Consider the following 18,114-nt stretch of genomic DNA (forward strand, 5'->3'; position numbering starts at 1 on the left):
ACTTGTATGGAAAGCTAGAATATATTCATAATAATTGCTGGCTAGATCACACTAGAAATCTAATTAAATAGACAGTGTTCTTAAAACCAAAACTTTAAGAACACTGTCTTTTATTTTGACATAGAAAGTAATATTTTCTCCATCTCTTTCTTAGTTAGCTCATCATCGATTATCTCTTCGTATATCTTTGTATCTCTTGTAAAAATATCATTCACTATGACAATTTGATACTCACTATTCTTGCCTTGTTTGGGTACAAACATTTTGAGGCCTCTTAACTTACCCTCTCCATGAGAAGATTTATTATAGACCATTCCTTTCCCGTCTAAACTATAACTTTCTAGATTATCTTCTCCAGGCATCATATAGTGTAGTGGATCCTTATTACCACCTGCATACATCCTTGACTGATAAATTGTAAAACCATATTTCCCTTTTGTATATTCTGATTTAATAACTAATTCTACATCTCTTCCAAAATATGAGTCAGCCCATTCTCTCTTTAACTCATAACCTTCAGTTATATAAGTCGGCTGCTTAATTTGAAATGGTACATGATTTTTCGCTTCTTCTATAGTATATGTTAAAGACTTCTCCAGCTTATCTCCAAGCGGTTTTAATTTCTTCTCAATAGTAGCTAGTCTTTCTTGATCAACTTTCTTCAAGCGTTCAGGTTTAAATTCCTTTGTATCTCCATCATAATTCTCAGGCACATTTTTCTTAACCATTGCTTTTTTACGAATTTCTTGTGCTTCCTTAAAGAATTGAACATACTCATCAAATTCTTCTTTTGTAAAATTCTTTTCTGCTAAATATAAAAAATCTGTATTCCTTTTATATGACTTTATTGACATCCCCCATTCTCTACTTGCATTCTCCGGTGTACCTAATACTGTTTCTATCGCTTTCTCAAAAGCCGCTTTAGATTGCTTTTTTTCTACAATCTTTTCTTCCGGTCTTTCATCTCCCTCAGTTATCCTTGCATTTAATAAGAATCCACCTGCTATAGCAACTATCGCAATCACTCCAAGTAAAGAAAGACGATACGATTTCTTTTGGAACTTTTTAATCATAACGATTCTCCTTTTTAGTGTTCGTTTATTTCTACTTAAATTTGCTAGGCTTGGTGCTTGATAGGAATAATGTTCTAAAAGAGTAATAATTGTATGACCGTACGCAATTTGCTCCTCTTTATCTATAAAAGTAAGTGCATATGCATCACAGGCTAATTCTTGATCTTCTCGCATACAAAAATAGGCGTACCAAAGAATCGGATTGAACCAATTTAATAAGATTAAACTGTACATAATCCAATTTACAGCTACATCTTTTCTCTTAATATGAGCTAACTCATGGTAAAAGACATATTGTAATTGTTGCTCATTTAATACTTTCATATGTTTTTTTGATAGTAATACTTTCGGACGGAAGAAACTGAAAATAGTTGGGCTTGATATTTTCCCTGCTAGATGCAATGAAACTGCCTTCTTCATTTTCATAGTCTGCTTACAGCGATTAAACACTGTAACGACCTGTTCATCCGTAATATCCGGTTGTTTCTTTATGTACGAATATAAACGTCTATTTGTAATAAACGTGATGGCTGCTAATACGATTACTCCAGCTAGCCAAACATATAGAGCAAGTTTGTATAAAGAAAATGGAGGCTGTTGTCCCGCACTCGCGTTTACTTCAAGTTCATTATTTTTTGTCATAGTTTCAGAATTTGCTTCCAATTCCACTTTACGGTCGCTTTCTATGTTCACTTTACTCTCAGTAGACGGCATATTTTTTGGAATAACTTCCGATACACTAGAACTATAGGAAAGTAATGAATAAATGCTATACGAGCTATCTGGTGACCATGGTAAAAGAAGTCTAATCATTAATACAATCCACAGCATATATTGCCACCTGGGCGTTAATTTATTTCTAAATAAAATTTTTATACATAAAATAAAACCAACTAATATGCTAGCCATAAGTGACGTTTCTATAAGCCAATCAAAAAAATGAGGAAGGTATACATTTATAAGCATGTCTATCATTTTTATCGATCCTTCCTCTTATTCTCCTCTGTCTTCTCATCTAAAATACGTTTTAGTTCATTAATATCTTCTGAAGATAATTTCTCCTCTTTTAAGAAATTAACAAGTAATGGTTTAAACGCCGCGCCGCAAAAACGCTTTAGTAAAGATTTCGTTTCAACTTGTAAATAATTATCTTGTGATACTAACGGATAATACGCGTACATACGCCCTTTATCTTGATGGTAAGAAACAGCTTCCTTTTGTACTAACCGATTAATTAATGTACGGATCGTTTTCGGTTTCCAGTCCATTGCATCTTCCAGTTCTTCTATAATTTCATTCGCTGTTTGTGGAGAGTTCGACCAAAGTACTTTCATAATTTCTAATTCCGCTTCAGATATTTTAGGTAACTGATTTGTCATCGTATGTTTCACTCCTAAGTATTACATTTGTAATCTATTATTAAGATTACAAATGTAATACTTAATTGTCAACCATATTTTAGAAAATAGCTTTTATCTCTTTACAGTTAAACCTTACTTCACAACAACAAAATTCTCCTTCTTCAAATAATCAAATAAAAAAACAAGAAAATCCTTACAATTAATAGTAATATAGAAAGTAGACAGATTTATAAAAATAGTGGAGGCTTTTTCAGTCATGATGCGTGCACTTCGTTTAAATATAAAGCAAGCTTTTTGTAATCGTGTTTCTTTAATTATTATGTTTAGTGGATTAGTTCTTATTTCTATTTATCATTATTATTATGTAATTCGTTATTTAGGAGGCGCAACGAACGAGACTATGGCAACTGCTTTTAAATGGATCGGGTTTCGTGATAATGAAATGGATGTTTATTTATTATTACTTCCTGTTATTGCAAGTTTACCATTTAGTACAAGTTACAATTCCGATAAATCCGATGGTTTCAAATCTTTTATAAGTAAGGAAATTTCCCTATTCTCGTATTCCTTTACGAAGTATATCGTTACATTTTTCTGCGGTGGATTTCTTTATACTTTACCGTTCATTCTTTCTTTATTACTTTGCAAATTAACAATTCCAAATGGAGATCCCACCGTTGGTACTAGCATGATAAACGGCAACGGAATGTTCGCAGAGTTATATTTCTCTTCTCCCATCACTTATATTTATCTATATATTGGGATTAATTTTTTATTCGCTGGTTTAATGGCCCTCTTAGGTTTAGCAGCGTCCACATGGTCACAAAAGGATTACATGGCACTTCTATTTCCATTTGTAGTTACTTCCATTCCTTTCGTCCTACTAAATACACTATTCCCTACAGTAGGCGGAGCACCTATTCACTTATATGATCCGAAACAACCATTACACGGGATGTCACCATACATTTTACAATGTACATTTTTCTTCCTTGTCAGCTTATTCATGTACATAAAAGGATTACAACGGGATAAAAAAAGATATATGAGAAGACTTCAAAAACGAGATCGGTGTAGAAAAGCTTTTCAAGCAATTTCAGACTAAGTGATTAAAACGAATAAGAGCGTAATTCCCTATGTGAGATGGGAATTACGCTCTTATTCGTTTACATGTATCAAATGCATACTTTCACTACTCATCTAATCACCTATTCTTTTACGGCGTACCAGCCAATCCCCACAAAATAACAACCGCCGCAAAATAAATTGCTTTAATAGCTACCACTAAACATAATGAAATAATTGCATATTTACTTAATTCTCTTCTTGCACCTACTAAAGTAAAAATAACCGCCAAACTAAACGTTATATAGGAAGTTGCTGTATTTATTAAGTAATACATACTATCTAAATTCTGGGTAAGCCCTGTTATATCGGCTACAAACTGAAGCATGACGATCGTACTAAAAAAAATTGCAAGCTGATTCATTAATTTCCCATTTATTCGCGCTTGCATCGCTGACCCTCCTTAAAAACTAAATATTCAATTAATTTTATCATGAATTTTATAAAAAGGGGTATCTATATATAATCTCGAGTAATTAATTATATTCTCTTTTTCAAATAAAATGATCAACAATTTAAACCGAGTTAAAAATTTACAATATTATAAAAATATTTTTCCAGTTATGATTTGCATATGGATAAACATAAATAGTCCACATTACCTCGGAAAGGGGCGTGTTGATCATGCAACCTAAAATTCATACTTGGAAAAGTTATATGTTTTTAACCTTTAGCCTATTCAGTACTATTTTAATGGTTTCACTTGTTCCTGTCTTAGATCGATTTGGTCCCAATACAATTACTCCTATGACGTACGCAATATTATGCGGAACCATTTTATCTATAATAATGGCTATCATTTCATTTATTAGTCCTTCTGAAAAGAAAGTGTTACCTATTATAGCTTTAGTGGTCACTCTTTTGAATATTTTACTTATTAGCTCTGTTCTCTTATTTGGCTACCTTTTTACTAAATAAGCATATAACATTAGCAATTGGGGGTATTTCATTATGCAGCCTAAAAAGAACGCTTAGTTACCTAAGCGTTCCCCTACTTTAAGAAGCCTTCTTCAAATCAATTTGAGCCAGTACTGGGTCGTGGTCACTTACACGTCCATGTTCTTTCATAATGTTTGAGTTTAAGTGTACTGGGTCTACAATTGTGTGTGGTGCGATGTTATTTGTTACTAAAATATGATCTAACACTTGTGCGTTACCTTCATGAATGTACGTGTAGCGATTCTCTTTCGGCACTGTGTTTAACATATCTTTTAATATCGTTCCTTGCAGTGCTGCTAGTGGTTTAGAGAACTCGAAATCGTTCATATCACCTAATACAACAACTGGTGCATTCGTATTCTTTTTCTGAATACCTTGTACGAATTGATTCACTTCTTGTGCTAATTGAACTCGTTTTTCTTCACTCTTTAATACAAGCGGCTGCACTTTTCCAAATGGCGTTGCATCACCTAGTTTTGAGTTTAAATGATTTGCAACGACAACGATGTTTTGTCCTTGGAACGTAAATTCTGCCGCTAACGGTTTACGTGTACTTTCAAATAAAGGATTTTCGTCTCCAATACGAACAACATTTTTATCAAGTAACTTCGGTACTGCTGCCAATTTTACACGTGATGGGTTATAGAAGAAACCGACACGGATATTAGCTCCAGGTGCCCCCCCGTCTTGATTGTTGCTTGGCGCAATTTCTACATACTCATACTTCGGTCCACGAATTCCTAATACAGCATCAATAATACGTTTTGCACTTAAAGATGCATCTGTTGTACCGTCATTGATTGCTCCATTATTATCTTGCATCTCTTGTACACCGATAATATCAGGCATTTTTAAGTTATATTTAATAGAATAAGCTAACGCTTTTACTTTTTCGTCCGTTGTTTCTTTTTTGTTCGCTGAGAAGTTTTCAATGTTATATGTAGCAACTGTTAACTTATCAAGACGCGGCTGAATATTTGCCCCTACTTGCTTAAATCCACCGTCTACTGCAGATGGTAGTTCCGTTACTGGCGAAATGCGGTATGAACCGTAGTCATATCCTACTACTCCCGTTATATCTCCAGTGAACGTATCGCCTACTTTCGCGACATAATCACGAGGTACCTTTACAGAAAGACGTTCAGGGTTTAATTGGTTTTCATCTAAAAGCGGTGTACCATATTTCGTTACTACTTTATCTCCGCCATTTTTTACTGTTACATATAAATTACCGTTTTTCTGCGGAGCGATAATTTTTGGCGTTGGCATCGTAACGCGCATACCTTCTACACTTTCATAAAAATCGATTGCATCTTCATTTGGATCAAATAAACCGAATGCATCATTATCGATAATTTGATCAGGGATTTTCACACCGTTTTCTCCTAATACAATCGGTGCTGGTAAAGGTTGATCTTTTGCGATTACAGCAATGCGACTCGCCTTAATTTCCGTCGTCGTTAAGTCTGTTTCAAATCGCTCTGCATATCCAGGTCCAACATATTCTTCTACTTCTCCATCAACTTGAATAAGATCTCCTACCGCTACATTCGCATCTTTTTTGTATACGTAAATACCTTCTGACGTAGCTGGGTCATTATCTGGCTGATTGTCTTCTATATAAAAGCCATTTTTATCAAGCGCTGTTACAACGCCTTCCACATTGTATACTTTCTTCCCATTGTAAGGAGAAATATGTGATTTCCCTTGAATATCATGAATACGAACTGGTTCATTGTTTACGATAATAAATGAAAATGTTGAAATCGCCGAAGAAGTAAACCCTTCTTTCTCTGCGATTGCTTTCACTACACTATTTTCATTCACTACAATTTGTCCGTTATAACGAACACTTTTGTTTGTAGGATTAGAACCATCTAACGTATAGTAGATTGTTGCTCCTTTTGTGCTCGTTGTTAATGTTACCGCTGTTCCTTTAGCAACTTCCCCGCCACCAGGCGAAGCTACTACATCGCTAACACGGTTCTGTCCTTCCCCTTGAAACTTATGAGCTGTTACTGATTTTAAGCCTGGGCTACTAAAATATAATTCAAGCGTCCCTGTTAGCTGAACTTTCTTTCCGATATTTTCAGGGTGATCTTTCACGTTTACAGCCAATCTCACATCGCCTTTTGGCAACTGAACAGGCATGATTTTGTCTGGATTCGTTTCGTTTGGCGAATCGGCAATTGCCACATTTGTGTCGTCAAACTTAGCCGGATCCTTCGTGTATTTAGAAGGACTTTGCGTATATCCAACGATATATCCTTCCACTATCCCCTTCGTTTTCCCTTGCTGCTTGAATACTTGAATTGCTTTTTCTACCGACATAGAAGTATTTTCTTCCGCCTGCGCTAAAGTTCCAGTAAATGAAAGCAATAGTATGAATGATAAAAAGACACTTAACAGTTTCTTCACAGTCATTTTCCTCTCCCTAATTCATATTTTCTCAGCATGTCTATCATAACAAATGATTCGTTATATAGAACTATATTCCGACAAGTTTTACACAAAATTTATTTAATTTACAAGTTTTCAAACTATAACACAAAATAACTTATATAGGTTTATTAACTAACAGGTATTTTATCCAATAAACAAACCGCCTTCAATATAATTGAAGGCGGTTTGTTTGAAGTATTTTAATTTGCGACTAATTCAGTCTCCATTACTTTCTCTAAATGAGTTAGCACACACTTTGCAGCTCTCTCACCTTGTTCAATACAGTCCGGAAGACCAGAACCAGCGTAAGAACTACCTGCCAAATACACACCTGGCAACTCACTCTCCATAAATGTTGTGAGCTTCTTCATTCGTTCTTTATGGCCTACTGTATATTGAGGCATCGCTTCTTTCCAGCGGCTTACCATTGTAAACTCTGGATCCTCTGTAATATCCATTGTCTTTTGTAAATCCTCTAATACAAGCTGCACAATTTCTTCGTCCGTTTGTTCGACAATCGCTTCATCACCTGGACGTCCGACGTAACAGCGAAGGAGTGCTTTTCCTTCTGGCGTTGTATGTGGCCATTTTTTATGTGTCCACGTACACGCCGTAATCGTGTAATCACTATTTCTTGATACGACAAATCCAGTACCATCAATATCGCGCTGAATGGCAGACTTCGGGAAAGCAAGTGCCACATTCGCAACGGATGTAGATGGAATGTTACGGAAGAAACGAAACTGTTTATATTGCGCAAACATAGATGGTAACACTTTATGCGGCGCTGCGACTACAATCGCATCTGCTTCTAGTTCTTTTCCGTTACTAAGAGCAATCGTATAGCCATCACCAAGTTTTGCAACTTTCTCAATACGCGTTCCTTTTATTACCATGTCATTAAGAATCTTCACTTCAAGAGATTCTACTATAGATTCTAAACCGGTTTTCACAGTTTTAAAGATTCCTTTTTTCACTTCAGCCTTCTCTTGCTTCGGAGCGAGCGCACGCATACCGAGTGAAATACTACGGTGCTCCTGTTCGATTTGATAAATTTGAGGGAATGTTGACATTAAACTCATTTCATCAATATCCCCTGCATAAATACCAGATAATAATGGCTCAATTAAATTTTCAACGACTTCATTCCCGAGGCGATGTCTGAAAAACTGCCCGAGTGATTGGTCAGAAACTGGTTTTGACCTTGGCATTAATAAGTCAAAACCAGCTCTTAATTTACCAATTGGGGAGAACAATCCGGAAAATAGAAACGGCGTAATTTGCGTTGGAATTCCCATCATTGATCCGCTCGGCATTTTATGTAACCGATTATTTACAAGGATAAATGATTGACCTGCCTTATTATTTACAAGTTCATCGCCAAGTCCTAATTCTTTCACTAATTTAGCTGCACTCTCTTTTCTTGCTAAGAAAGAATCAGGACCACGTTCAATTGTAAATCCATCTTTTTGAACGGTTTGAATTTTCCCGCCAAGTTTACCAGACGCTTCTATAAGCAATGTATCTATCGGCAAGTTTTTTTCGCGAATTTCTTTTTGTAAGTTATACATTGTTGTTAATCCTGTGATGCCACCGCCGATGATCACAACTTTTTTCCTCAAGTAAGCTCCCCCTTTCTACTTACATTACAGATTCTTTTTTCTTTACTACAACATCTGCTAAACAGTCAATAAATGCGTCCGATGCGTTTGGCATTTCTGGACGATAATATTTTGCCCCAATTTCATCCGTTACAACTTTACACTCAAAGTCATTGTCATATAAAACTTCTAAATGTTCCGCAACAAATCCAACTGGTGCATATACGAATGAAGTATAGCCGTACTTTTCATTTAGTTCTCTCGTTAAATCTTGTACATCTGGACCAATCCAAGGATCTGGCGTATTTCCGGCACTTTGCCAGCCAACTGCATAGTTTGCTACTTCAGCACCTCTTGCAATATAGTCCGCTGTTTCATTTAGTTGATCTGGATACGGATCGCCCAGTGCGATGATTTTTTCTGGTAAGCTATGTGCAGATACGATTAACACAGCTTTTTCACGTTCTGCTTCTGGCATACCGTTATATATACCTTTCACTGCATCGACCCAATACTGAATAAATTTCGGTTCTTTATACCAGCTATCGATGCCGTGAATTGTTAAGTTTCCAAGTTTTTCTGCTTCTTCTTGCGCTCGTCCTACATACGACTTCACACTAAAAGTAGAATAATGAGGGGCAAGAACGAGTGCAATTGCATCTTCTATTCCATCTTTATGCATAGCTTGTACTGCATCTTCAATGAACGGTTCGATATGTTTTAAGCCAAGATACATGTGGTACTCTACTTCATCTTGCACTTCATTTAAACGCGTCTCTAACTTTTTAGCTTGCTCTAATGTAATAGTAGCTAAAGGAGAAATACCACCAATTGCACGGTAACGCTCTGTTAAATCTTCTAGCATTTCAGGACTTGGCTTTCTTCCTCTGCGAATATGTGTATAGTAACGTTCAATATCTTCTTCTTTATATGGCGTTCCGTATGCCATTACAAGCAAACCAATTTTCTTTTTCATACAGCCAATCTCCTTTACTTCGCTAACTGTTCTTTAGAGTACTCATGAATAAATGTAGTTAAGCGTTTTAATGTATCTGGATTTACTTCTGGGAATACACCGTGACCTAAATTAAAGATATAACCTGGCTCTTTCATCCCTTGATCTAAAATACCTTTTACATGTTCTTCAATAACAGACCATGGTGCTAGTAAGAACGAAGGATCCATATTTCCTTGTACCGCCTTATGAACGCCACGTGCGCGTGCTTCTTCAATCGGTAAGCGCCAATCTAAACCTACTACATCAAGAGGTAAGTCGTGCCATTCATTTACTAAATGTGCAGCACCTACGCCGTGCATAATCATTGGAACACCCACCTTACGAACTTCTGCAAAAATACGCTCCATCGCTGGTTTAATAAATATACGGTAATCCGCTACATTTACTGTTCCAACCCAAGAATCGAAAATTTGAACAGCTTTTGCTCCTGCGTTAATTTGCGCTTTTAAATATGTAATAACCATATCTGCAAGCTTATCCATTAATACGAACCAAGCTTTCGGCTCTGCATACATGAACGCTTTCGTATTATGGTAGTTACGAGAAGGACCGCCTTCAATCATATAGCTCGCTAACGTAAATGGAGCTCCTGAAAAACCGATTAACGGTACATCTAACATTTCTGTCGTTAATAAACGAATTGTATCTAGTATGTAAGGTACGTCATCTTCTGGATTGATTTCCCCTAATTTTTCTACATCTTGTAAAGAACGGATTGGATTATCAATTACTGGGCCAATACCAGATTTAATTTCCACATCAACACCAATTGCAGGTAGTGGTGACATAATATCTTTATAAAGAATTGCTGCGTCTACGTTATATTGATCAACTGGCAACTTTGTAACATAAGCGCATAATTCTGGATTATGTGTAATTTCAAATAAAGAATATTTCTCTTTTATCTTTCTATATTCCGGCTGTGAACGACCTGCTTGACGCATATACCATGCTGGTACATACTCTGTACGTTCCCCCCTACATGCTTTTAAAAATGTCTCATTTATAGTTCTTACCAAGACCCTAGCTCCCTTCCTTACCAACGCTTTTTCTTTAAATATTCTCTATTCCGATATTTATCTTTTTTTACTATACAGCTTGTAAAAACAAAATGCATAACATTATGTACGTTGTTCATTAAATTGACACAAATGTTCGTAAAACCGCTTACTATTTTCACAACATTCTTATTATAGCACAGAGAAAAACTACGGTTTAGCTACTTTTGACTTTTCTCCCTCGCGGTTCGTTTGTGTGTTAAATGGCACAACGTAAAAACTCGGTTTTGAGAATATGTTAATAAACTTTTCCTCATATTTCCCAGCTCCTTTTACCGTCCCAACGTGAGTATGAATTCCTTTTTCAACTTTATAAATCCGGTACATAATTCGCTCATCAGGAAGCGGCGTCCAACTTAGTTTCATCGCAAATAAACCGAAAGGACTAAATGCTAGTTTTGCTTCCACGTTTTTAATCTTATCTAAACGAATTGGCAGTCCAATTGTTTCAACACCTTTTGGCCTATGAAAACTCGCTTTATCTTGTATGTTTGCTTTCGTTAAAATCTTTTTAAATAACATCGTTGCAGATGCATTTCCATCTTGTAATTGATGCTCCTTATCGGTGCGGTCATAACCAATCCAAACTGCACCTACTAAATTCGGTGTATATCCAACAAACCACATATCGCGCGCACCATGGTCATCATTCGGCAATGAAGTTGTGCCTGTCTTTCCAGCTAAAGCTCCATTATATACACCAGCTTTCGCCGTACCTTCTTTCACAACTCCTTCCAGCATCTTTGTCATGTACCATGCCGTTTGCTTTGAAAAGACTTTCGTTTCAGCTTTTGATGATTCTCCAAGAACTGCACCGTGTCTATTTAACACTTTATCAATAACGTGCGGTTCAATAATATTCCCGTTTGCTAAAAAAGAGCGGTACATTTTAACAAGATCAAATGGAGAAACACCATTTTTAAGCCCGCCAAGTGCCGTGCTTAAACCTGAGTCCGCAATATGAACATTTCCTTTCTCTAAATATTGCTTTCCCTCTTCTACCCCTAATTCATTTAATAAAGAGACAGCTGGCACGTTTGCTGATTCTAATACCGCATCGTACATCGTCATCTCTTTCGTATACTCATGATTATAATTTCGAGGTTCATAGCCTTCAAACGAACTTTTTTCATTCGTTAATAAAGAATATGGATTATATTTTTTCGTCTCAAGTGCTGGTCCATATACGATAAGCGGCTTTAAAACAGAACCAGGCTGCCTTTTTGCAAAAACACGATTAAGCCCTCTCGGAACATACTCTCTTCCGCCAATTGCTGCTTTAATTCCGCCAGTTTGGTTATCCATTAATAAAAATGCACCTTGCGCCCCGTTTTCTTTACCAGGGAAATTTCTCGCATCTTGAAACTGGTTATATGCTATCTTTTGAATTTTCTCATCCATCGGTACAACAAACGTATATCCTCCGCGCAGTACTTCTTGATGTGATAAACCATATAAACGCGCTGCTTCATCTATAACCATATCGATATACGGCATATATGCGAGTTCACGTTCGTCTGCATTTTTATAAAGAGCGATTGTTTTCCCTTGGTAACGAACACTATCTTCCGCTGTTAAATAGCCTTGTTTATGCATTAGTGACAAAACAAGATCACGGCGCTCTTTACTCTTTTCTGGAGATAAGTACGGTGAATAGCCATTCGGCGCTTTCGGAAGCCCTGCAAGCATCGCCCCCTCTTCCACTGTTAAATCTTCTACATTTTTATTAAAATACAACTTTGCTGCCGCTTGAATTCCATATGCCCCGTGGCCAAAATAAATATGGTTCATATACATTTCAAGAATTTGCTGCTTCGTATATTTTTGCTCTAATTGAAGAGAGATTGCGACTTCTTTCAATTTGCGCGTAAATGTTTTTTCACGAGTTAAAAAGACATTTTTAGCTAATTGCTGTGTAATCGTACTACCGCCTTCTACCTTCTCTCCAGCTAACGTGTCTTTATAAAGCGCCCGAAATATAGAAGGATAATCAATTCCTTGATGCTCATAAAAACGAGAATCCTCCACAGCAACAAATGCTTGCTGCACGTACTTTGGAATTTCTTCGATCGGCACGAGTTCTCTATTTTCTACATATAATTTCGTAATTTCTTTTCCTTTCTGGTCAACGATACGTGATGAAGAGTGGAAAACAAGCTGCTTTTCATCCATCATATAGCCACCAGCTAACACAATAAGTTTATAAAGTACAATTGCTACTACAAACGTTGCTAACCCGCCCAATAGAGTCCACTTTGCTTTCTTCATACATCGGCCTTCTTTCCAAATGATGGTACATTTATTATTTGAAAAAGAAGTATCTTTATGTATATAATCTTCGAAGTTTTTTAAGAGAATTGATATAATAGAGACAAACCATAAAGGGGGCATTAAAATGAAGGCTATTATTTCATACGAAACACCTCTAGAACAAGCGCATTTCACTGCAAAAAATAACGAAAAAGATATGTTTTATAAAGAAAATACAGAAGAGTCTGTAGAATCAGCACTTCAGTATGACGTATTAGACGCTGTTGGGGAATTTAAAGGACAACCTGGCTACATCGTTTGTAACAACATTTCTGTAACAGACGAAGGTCGCCCTGTATTTGAAAACCGTTTTAAAAACCGCGCAGGCCTTATCGAAAACGAACCTGGCTTCCAAGCAATCCGTGTTCTACGCCCATTAAGTAACGATACATATGTCATCTTAACGATGTGGGAAACGGAGCAAAACTTTAAAGACTGGACAGAATCACGTTCATTCGAAAACGCTCATAAAAAACGTCCTGCACAAGCAGAAGGACAAGCCCAAGCCCAGGCTCAGGCGCATCCACATGCAGAACAGCAAAAGAGCATTTTCTCTCGTCCGTCATTCGTGACTACTTTTGATGTTTTAGTTTAATTAAAAAGTAGTACAACACCGGCAGTACGTGAAATTATATCGGCGCAACTCGAAATATATCAGCGATTTTTGAAATATATCGGCGCAACTCAAAATATATCAGCGATTTTTCGAATATATCGACTTATCGACAAATGACGACACAAAAAAGGAAACACCATTATACACCGGTGTTTCCTTTTTCTTTGTACCAATTATATATGCGAAGCGCGTCTCCTTTTTGCATGTGCTTCACTTTATACCTCTGCCCCGCTACTGATACGGCAGCTGTACATAACTCATCTTTCTTTTGAAAATGCGACTGACTGTATCCTACTGCTTGAACATGCCTTCTTCTCATGATTCCTGTATATTTCGCAAGGCCTCGGTACACCATTACTAACTGATTTTCTCGTATCATATAACCACTACTTGTATACCTAGCATATGCAAGTAACGTAAATACGATAAATAGTGGTACCAGAGTGAACAACGCGATATTTTGTTTAAAATATATACTCGCACCGATGATCGGCATTGCAAGCACGGCACTTATAATCCAGCCCATTATTATGTAACGGCGCAATGCAGCCTTCGGTAAATGAACGATCTCCTCTTCTATTTCATACGGCAACTGCAAATATGCGAGTAACTGCTGTACATCTCTCTTCTTCATAAAAGGATGTAGCATCACTTCATTCCCTGCCGCTTCTATACTTTGAATGACCTCTACTTCGACAGAGCAATAACCGAAAGGCTGACGGAGAATTCCTTCTTTCACAGTAATCGCTTGAATGCGGTGCAATTTTAACACAAACTCTTTCTTATCAAACAATCCTTGCACGATACGAACTTCATTTCCGTTTCGCTCAATTTTAAAGTTCGCATACTTTAACGCATAGCCAGCTGTTGAAATGACCCACGAAATTGCCATTAAAATCGCAGCCATAACGATTAATTCATATACACCGTTATCCATCACATACGCTTCCACTTTATTTATAAGCCATTTTGGAAGAAATTGATTAAATTCTGTGTAAATAAGAAGTAATCCAGAAAACACTAATCCGAATCTACCAGACGTAATGGAAGCTACTAAAATCTCTTTCATCGTTAACTGATAAATCGTCTTACTTTCTTCTGCCATGGGCACTTCCTCACTCGCAGCGCTTCTTTTTTTATTTAATAAGGCAATCAGTTCCTTCGCTTCATCTTCTCTAATCCCAGCTAGCATCACTTCCGGCTCACTACCGCCGCCCGCTACTTCTATATTTAATTTCGTAAGCCCAAGCATTTGATAAATGACATTAGAAGACGTACTAATATTTTGCACACGGTCTTTATTTAAGTAGCTTTCCTTCTTTACAAAGACACCGTGCTTTATATGTACAATATTATTTTCAACCCAGTACACTTTGAAATACCACTTTACAGATGAAAAAATAACCATAATGAATACTACAAACAAAAGCACAAGATGCAATAAATACCAGGGTTTTACTTGACCATCTGATCGAAATAAAACAAGAAAAATAAAAGGCAACAAAGTCGCAACTCGAATACCTAATAAAATCGTAATCGGATGTTGCCTCTTATACATCCTCATCACTCACTTTCGCAAGCTCTCCAATTTGTCTTTTTAGCTGCTCTGCTTCTTCTTTCGTTAAACCTGGAATACTATGAGAAGTTGCTGCTGTTGAAATATGTAATTCTGCTAAATTATACTTTCTCATAATCGGGCCTTGTTCAATCGTTACGTGCTGCACGCGAATCATCGGAATAAGCACACGTTTTATAACGAACATTCCCTTTTGAATCTCAATCTCTTCTTCATTTAATCTGTAACTATAATAACGTTGACGTAAATTTGGAAATACAAAATAGTCGAGTGGTATGTATATAACTGCTCCTGTCACTAACAATCCAAACAACCAGCCCCACCAGTTAAAGTTAATCATAAAAAAGAAATACGCAATTACGACTGCTAATATAACCGCTGCCCCCATTAAAGCGTGAATTCGCCACACTTTCAGCATATTAGAATGAATCTCCCTTTCTAACGGCTGCATCTCATCACTCCAATTATATGAATTTATTAATTATATATTAGTTGCTATATACATTTTTGTAAAATTATAGTTTTTTTACATCACATCAATCGTTTCTTTAAAATTCCCTTCATTAATCGAATACACTTGAAACTGAATATAATCTATTTCATCCGTATTAGGACGGGCATATGGCAAAATGTTAAATTTAGAAGCTGATCTTCCTAACATATCTACAATCATCAGTGCAACATCAATATATTCGAAGTCTACACGGAATACTACCGCTTCTCCCGTAAACTCATAATCTTTAATCGCATCATACGACTTATTCGCACTAATTAGCGTCACTTTTAATAGTTGGTTGAAATTCTCCGGTTTAAAATTAATCATTTATATAACTCCTTTTTCAATAAAACACTACAAAAATAGTGTAATCTTATAATTTCATAGCTTCACACATCAATTATATAAAAAATAAAGCTAGTTTTTTATAATTTTTTTGATATAATTACTTACGGGAAAAGGGAAGAATTTTTTCTTCCCTTGTGTTTTTATTTGCATCTAGTACTTTTGCTAGATGCTTTTTTTATACCAAATAAGCTAAAAAAGGTATCCTCAAATACTTGAAGGATACCTTTTCACTTTCATTATCTTTATTTTTATCGCTGTTAAAGTTCCTGTGCCTATTACACTTGCACTTTATAACTATGTTTTATTCTATTCATATCGTAACGCTTGAATTGGGTCAAGCTTAGACGCTTTATTCGCTGGAAATACACCGAATATAACTCCAACAAATAAAGAGAAAACAAATGATAACAACATAACGGGTATGGAATAAGCTATTGTTGTACCTGTGGCTATCGTAAATATTTGTGCACTAATTACCCCAATTCCTATTCCAATTATTCCACCGAATGAACTCAATATAACTGCTTCGATGAGAAATTGAAGCAGAATATTTTTACGCTTTGCTCCAATTGCTTTTCTAATACCTATTTCTTTCGTACGTTCTGAAACTGATACGAGCATAATGTTCATAATACCAATCCCGCCTACAATAAGAGAGATTGCTGCACTGCCACCTAACATGAACGTCATCGTGTCATTGACAGATGATGCAGTTTCCATTAAATCTTTCGGACTTGATACGCTATAACTATCTGTATCACCCAAGATTGAATTCATCGTTCTTTCAATTCGGGTCGATATGAAATTAATCATATCTTCATTTTCTACCTTCACATATGTTGTCCCAACATTCGTAGTAGCAGCTAAACGCTGTCCGGTGCTAAGAGGGACAATAATCGTACTATCTCCGCTTGTTCCTAGTGAGCTTCCTACTGATTCAAGAACCCCAACGACTTTATACGATGTTCCGTTCACCTTTACTGATTGACCAACCGGGTCTCCTAAACCAAATAATGTTTGTGCTGTGCTTGCACCAAGTACTGCAATTTTTGAATGATTCTCCTGATCTAAGTCTGCAATGAAGCGTCCTGATTGCAGTTTTAAATCACGGACGTCTAAGTAAGAAGAAGTTGTTCCAATCATTGACACTTGTGTATTCGTTTTTTCATGTTTCACTGTTACTCTTCCTGATACTGTTGGTGCAATATCTTTAATACCATCGATATCCTGAATTTGTTTTGCGTCTTTTTCTTTAAAGGTAGCCTCTGAATCCGTAATCGATACCGTTAATACATTTGTACCTAAGTTGCCAATTTGATCTTGTACCTCTTTTGTCGAACCTTGCCCTATTGCAACCATGACTATAACAGAGGATACACCGATAATAATCCCAAGCATCGTTAAAAATGCTCTAATTTTATTTGCTTTAATGCTTTTCAGTGCCATTTTGAATGTTTGCAAACCATTCACCTCCATTCTCATAGAGCTGTCCATCGTGAATCCGGACGACACGGCTTGCTCTCTTTGCAACCTCTAAATCATGCGTAATAAGAATAATTGTATGCCCTTGCTCATTTAACGAATCCATAATCCTCAATATTTCCTTACTCGTTTTACTATCCAGTGCTCCAGTCGGTTCATCTGCTAGTAAAATAGGAGGGTGTCCAGCCAACGCACGTGCTATTGCAACACGTTGCTGTTGCCCACCGGACAATTGAGATGGCAAATGATTCGCTCTATCTGCCAATCCTACTTTTCGTAATGCTTCTAATGCCGTTTCTCTTCGTTCTCCCGCTTTCATGCCTCGATAAATGAGTGGAAGCTCGACATTCTCAACTGCTGTAAGCTTCGCTATCAGGTTGAAATTTTGAAAAATGAAACCTATTTTTTCATTTCGAATCGTCGCCAGCTCAGAGCTTTTCATTTTCCCTATTTCTTCATTATCTAGCAAGTATTCACCTGAATCCGGTCGATCTAAGCATCCAATCATGTTCATAAATGTTGATTTTCCAGAGCCTGATGGTCCTATGATAGAGATAAAATCGCCCTTTTGAATATCGAGGGAAACACTTTTTAGAGCCATTACTGTTTCGCCGCCAAGTTCGTACACTTTCTTCATGTTCTTTATTTGAATAATTGGCTCTACCATAA

At 36.6% G+C, this 18,114-nt stretch carries 16 protein-coding genes; 3 read left to right on the forward strand and 13 right to left on the reverse strand.

Features of this window, described 5'->3' with window-relative positions; all coding sequences use genetic code 11:
* Window positions 1–110: 110 nt before the first annotated feature.
* A complete protein-coding gene (locus tag ACP6L7_RS22580) occupies window positions 111–2,048 on the reverse strand; it encodes a M56 family metallopeptidase (RefSeq protein ID WP_097829944.1) in 1,938 nt (645 codons plus the stop codon).
* A gap of 2 nt (window positions 2,049–2,050) precedes the next feature.
* Window positions 2,051–2,452: a BlaI/MecI/CopY family transcriptional regulator gene (locus tag ACP6L7_RS22585; protein WP_000184503.1), complete on the reverse strand. Its 402-nt coding sequence runs from the start codon at window positions 2,450–2,452 to the stop codon at window positions 2,051–2,053.
* 238 nt (window positions 2,453–2,690) lie between these two features.
* On the opposite strand from ACP6L7_RS22585, the gene ACP6L7_RS22590 reads away from it, so the two are divergent.
* A complete protein-coding gene (locus ACP6L7_RS22590; RefSeq protein WP_097829943.1) occupies window positions 2,691–3,539 on the forward strand; it encodes a hypothetical protein in 849 nt (282 codons plus the stop codon).
* Between the two features lie 111 nt (window positions 3,540–3,650).
* On the opposite strand, the gene ACP6L7_RS22595 is transcribed toward ACP6L7_RS22590, so the two are convergent.
* A complete protein-coding gene (locus tag ACP6L7_RS22595) occupies window positions 3,651–3,950 on the reverse strand; it encodes a hypothetical protein (RefSeq protein WP_128855552.1) in 300 nt (99 codons plus the stop codon).
* 233 nt (window positions 3,951–4,183) lie between these two features.
* Between ACP6L7_RS22595 and ACP6L7_RS22600 the strand changes: the two genes are divergently transcribed.
* Window positions 4,184–4,477 (forward strand): hypothetical protein, encoded by a 294-nt coding sequence (locus ACP6L7_RS22600; RefSeq protein ID WP_097829942.1) that lies wholly within the window; start codon window positions 4,184–4,186, stop codon window positions 4,475–4,477.
* Window positions 4,478–4,555: 78 nt separating this feature from the next.
* Here the strand turns inward: ACP6L7_RS22600 and ACP6L7_RS22605 are convergent, their stop codons facing one another.
* The 5 genes from ACP6L7_RS22605 to ACP6L7_RS22625 form a co-directional block, all read right to left on the reverse strand.
* Complete coding sequence (locus tag ACP6L7_RS22605; protein ID WP_430529450.1) at window positions 4,556–6,922, reverse strand: DUF6359 domain-containing protein; 2,367 nt, start codon at window positions 6,920–6,922, stop codon at window positions 4,556–4,558.
* A gap of 218 nt (window positions 6,923–7,140) precedes the next feature.
* Window positions 7,141–8,562, reverse strand: coding sequence for a protoporphyrinogen oxidase (hemY, locus tag ACP6L7_RS22610; protein WP_097829940.1), 1,422 nt, complete (start codon window positions 8,560–8,562; stop codon window positions 7,141–7,143).
* Window positions 8,563–8,581: 19 nt separating this feature from the next.
* A complete protein-coding gene (gene hemH, locus ACP6L7_RS22615) occupies window positions 8,582–9,517 on the reverse strand; it encodes a ferrochelatase (RefSeq protein WP_097829939.1) in 936 nt (311 codons plus the stop codon).
* Window positions 9,518–9,531: 14 nt separating this feature from the next.
* Complete coding sequence (gene hemE, locus ACP6L7_RS22620; protein ID WP_097829938.1) at window positions 9,532–10,578, reverse strand: uroporphyrinogen decarboxylase; 1,047 nt, start codon at window positions 10,576–10,578, stop codon at window positions 9,532–9,534.
* 189 nt (window positions 10,579–10,767) lie between these two features.
* Complete coding sequence (locus ACP6L7_RS22625) at window positions 10,768–12,885, reverse strand: transglycosylase domain-containing protein (protein WP_097829937.1); 2,118 nt, start codon at window positions 12,883–12,885, stop codon at window positions 10,768–10,770.
* 127 nt (window positions 12,886–13,012) lie between these two features.
* Between ACP6L7_RS22625 and hmoB the strand changes: the two genes are divergently transcribed.
* A complete protein-coding gene (hmoB, locus tag ACP6L7_RS22630) occupies window positions 13,013–13,522 on the forward strand; it encodes a heme-degrading monooxygenase HmoB (RefSeq protein WP_060489224.1) in 510 nt (169 codons plus the stop codon).
* A 160-nt stretch (window positions 13,523–13,682) separates the two neighbouring features.
* On the opposite strand, the gene ACP6L7_RS22635 is transcribed toward hmoB, so the two are convergent.
* From ACP6L7_RS22635 to ACP6L7_RS22655, 5 genes are all read right to left on the reverse strand, one after another.
* A complete protein-coding gene (locus ACP6L7_RS22635; RefSeq protein WP_097829936.1) occupies window positions 13,683–15,101 on the reverse strand; it encodes a PH domain-containing protein in 1,419 nt (472 codons plus the stop codon).
* Entirely contained in the window at window positions 15,094–15,570 is a 477-nt protein-coding gene (locus tag ACP6L7_RS22640) for a PH domain-containing protein (protein ID WP_097829935.1), read from the reverse strand. The genes ACP6L7_RS22635 and ACP6L7_RS22640 overlap by 8 nt, the downstream gene beginning before the upstream one ends.
* A 75-nt stretch (window positions 15,571–15,645) precedes the next feature.
* On the reverse strand, window positions 15,646–15,942 hold the full coding sequence (locus tag ACP6L7_RS22645; protein WP_097829934.1) for a protoporphyrinogen oxidase: 297 nt from the start codon (window positions 15,940–15,942) through the stop codon (window positions 15,646–15,648).
* 327 nt (window positions 15,943–16,269) lie between these two features.
* Window positions 16,270–17,424, reverse strand: coding sequence for an ABC transporter permease (locus ACP6L7_RS22650; RefSeq protein ID WP_373605114.1), 1,155 nt, complete (start codon window positions 17,422–17,424; stop codon window positions 16,270–16,272).
* Window positions 17,390–18,112 (reverse strand): ABC transporter ATP-binding protein, encoded by a 723-nt coding sequence (locus ACP6L7_RS22655; protein WP_097829933.1) that lies wholly within the window; start codon window positions 18,110–18,112, stop codon window positions 17,390–17,392. Before ACP6L7_RS22655 ends, ACP6L7_RS22650 begins: the two co-directional genes overlap by 35 nt.
* Window positions 18,113–18,114 lie beyond the last annotated feature (2 nt).

The organism is Bacillus silvicola, assembly GCF_050524305.1.
Classification (GTDB): domain Bacteria; phylum Bacillota; class Bacilli; order Bacillales; family Bacillaceae_G; genus Bacillus_A; species Bacillus_A cereus_AT.

Excerpts from the sequence above, each read along its gene's own strand:
- ACP6L7_RS22580 (WP_097829944.1), bottom strand. The coding sequence starts at position 2,048 with ATGATAGACATGCTTATAAATGTATACCTTCCTCATTTTTTTGATTGG.
- ACP6L7_RS22585 (WP_000184503.1), bottom strand. The coding sequence starts at position 2,452 with ATGACAAATCAGTTACCTAAAATATCTGAAGCGGAATTAGAAATTATG.
- ACP6L7_RS22590 (WP_097829943.1), top strand. The coding sequence starts at position 2,691 with ATGATGCGTGCACTTCGTTTAAATATAAAGCAAGCTTTTTGTAATCGT.
- ACP6L7_RS22595 (WP_128855552.1), bottom strand. The coding sequence starts at position 3,950 with ATGCAAGCGCGAATAAATGGGAAATTAATGAATCAGCTTGCAATTTTT.
- ACP6L7_RS22600 (WP_097829942.1), top strand. The coding sequence starts at position 4,184 with ATGCAACCTAAAATTCATACTTGGAAAAGTTATATGTTTTTAACCTTT.
- ACP6L7_RS22605 (WP_430529450.1), bottom strand. The coding sequence starts at position 6,922 with ATGACTGTGAAGAAACTGTTAAGTGTCTTTTTATCATTCATACTATTG.
- hemH (WP_097829939.1), bottom strand. The coding sequence starts at position 9,517 with ATGAAAAAGAAAATTGGTTTGCTTGTAATGGCATACGGAACGCCATAT.
- ACP6L7_RS22625 (WP_097829937.1), bottom strand. The coding sequence starts at position 12,885 with ATGAAGAAAGCAAAGTGGACTCTATTGGGCGGGTTAGCAACGTTTGTA.
- hmoB (WP_060489224.1), top strand. The coding sequence starts at position 13,013 with ATGAAGGCTATTATTTCATACGAAACACCTCTAGAACAAGCGCATTTC.
- ACP6L7_RS22635 (WP_097829936.1), bottom strand. The coding sequence starts at position 15,101 with ATGTATAAGAGGCAACATCCGATTACGATTTTATTAGGTATTCGAGTT.
- ACP6L7_RS22640 (WP_097829935.1), bottom strand. The coding sequence starts at position 15,570 with ATGCAGCCGTTAGAAAGGGAGATTCATTCTAATATGCTGAAAGTGTGG.
- ACP6L7_RS22645 (WP_097829934.1), bottom strand. The coding sequence starts at position 15,942 with ATGATTAATTTTAAACCGGAGAATTTCAACCAACTATTAAAAGTGACG.
- ACP6L7_RS22655 (WP_097829933.1), bottom strand. The coding sequence starts at position 18,112 with ATGGTAGAGCCAATTATTCAAATAAAGAACATGAAGAAAGTGTACGAA.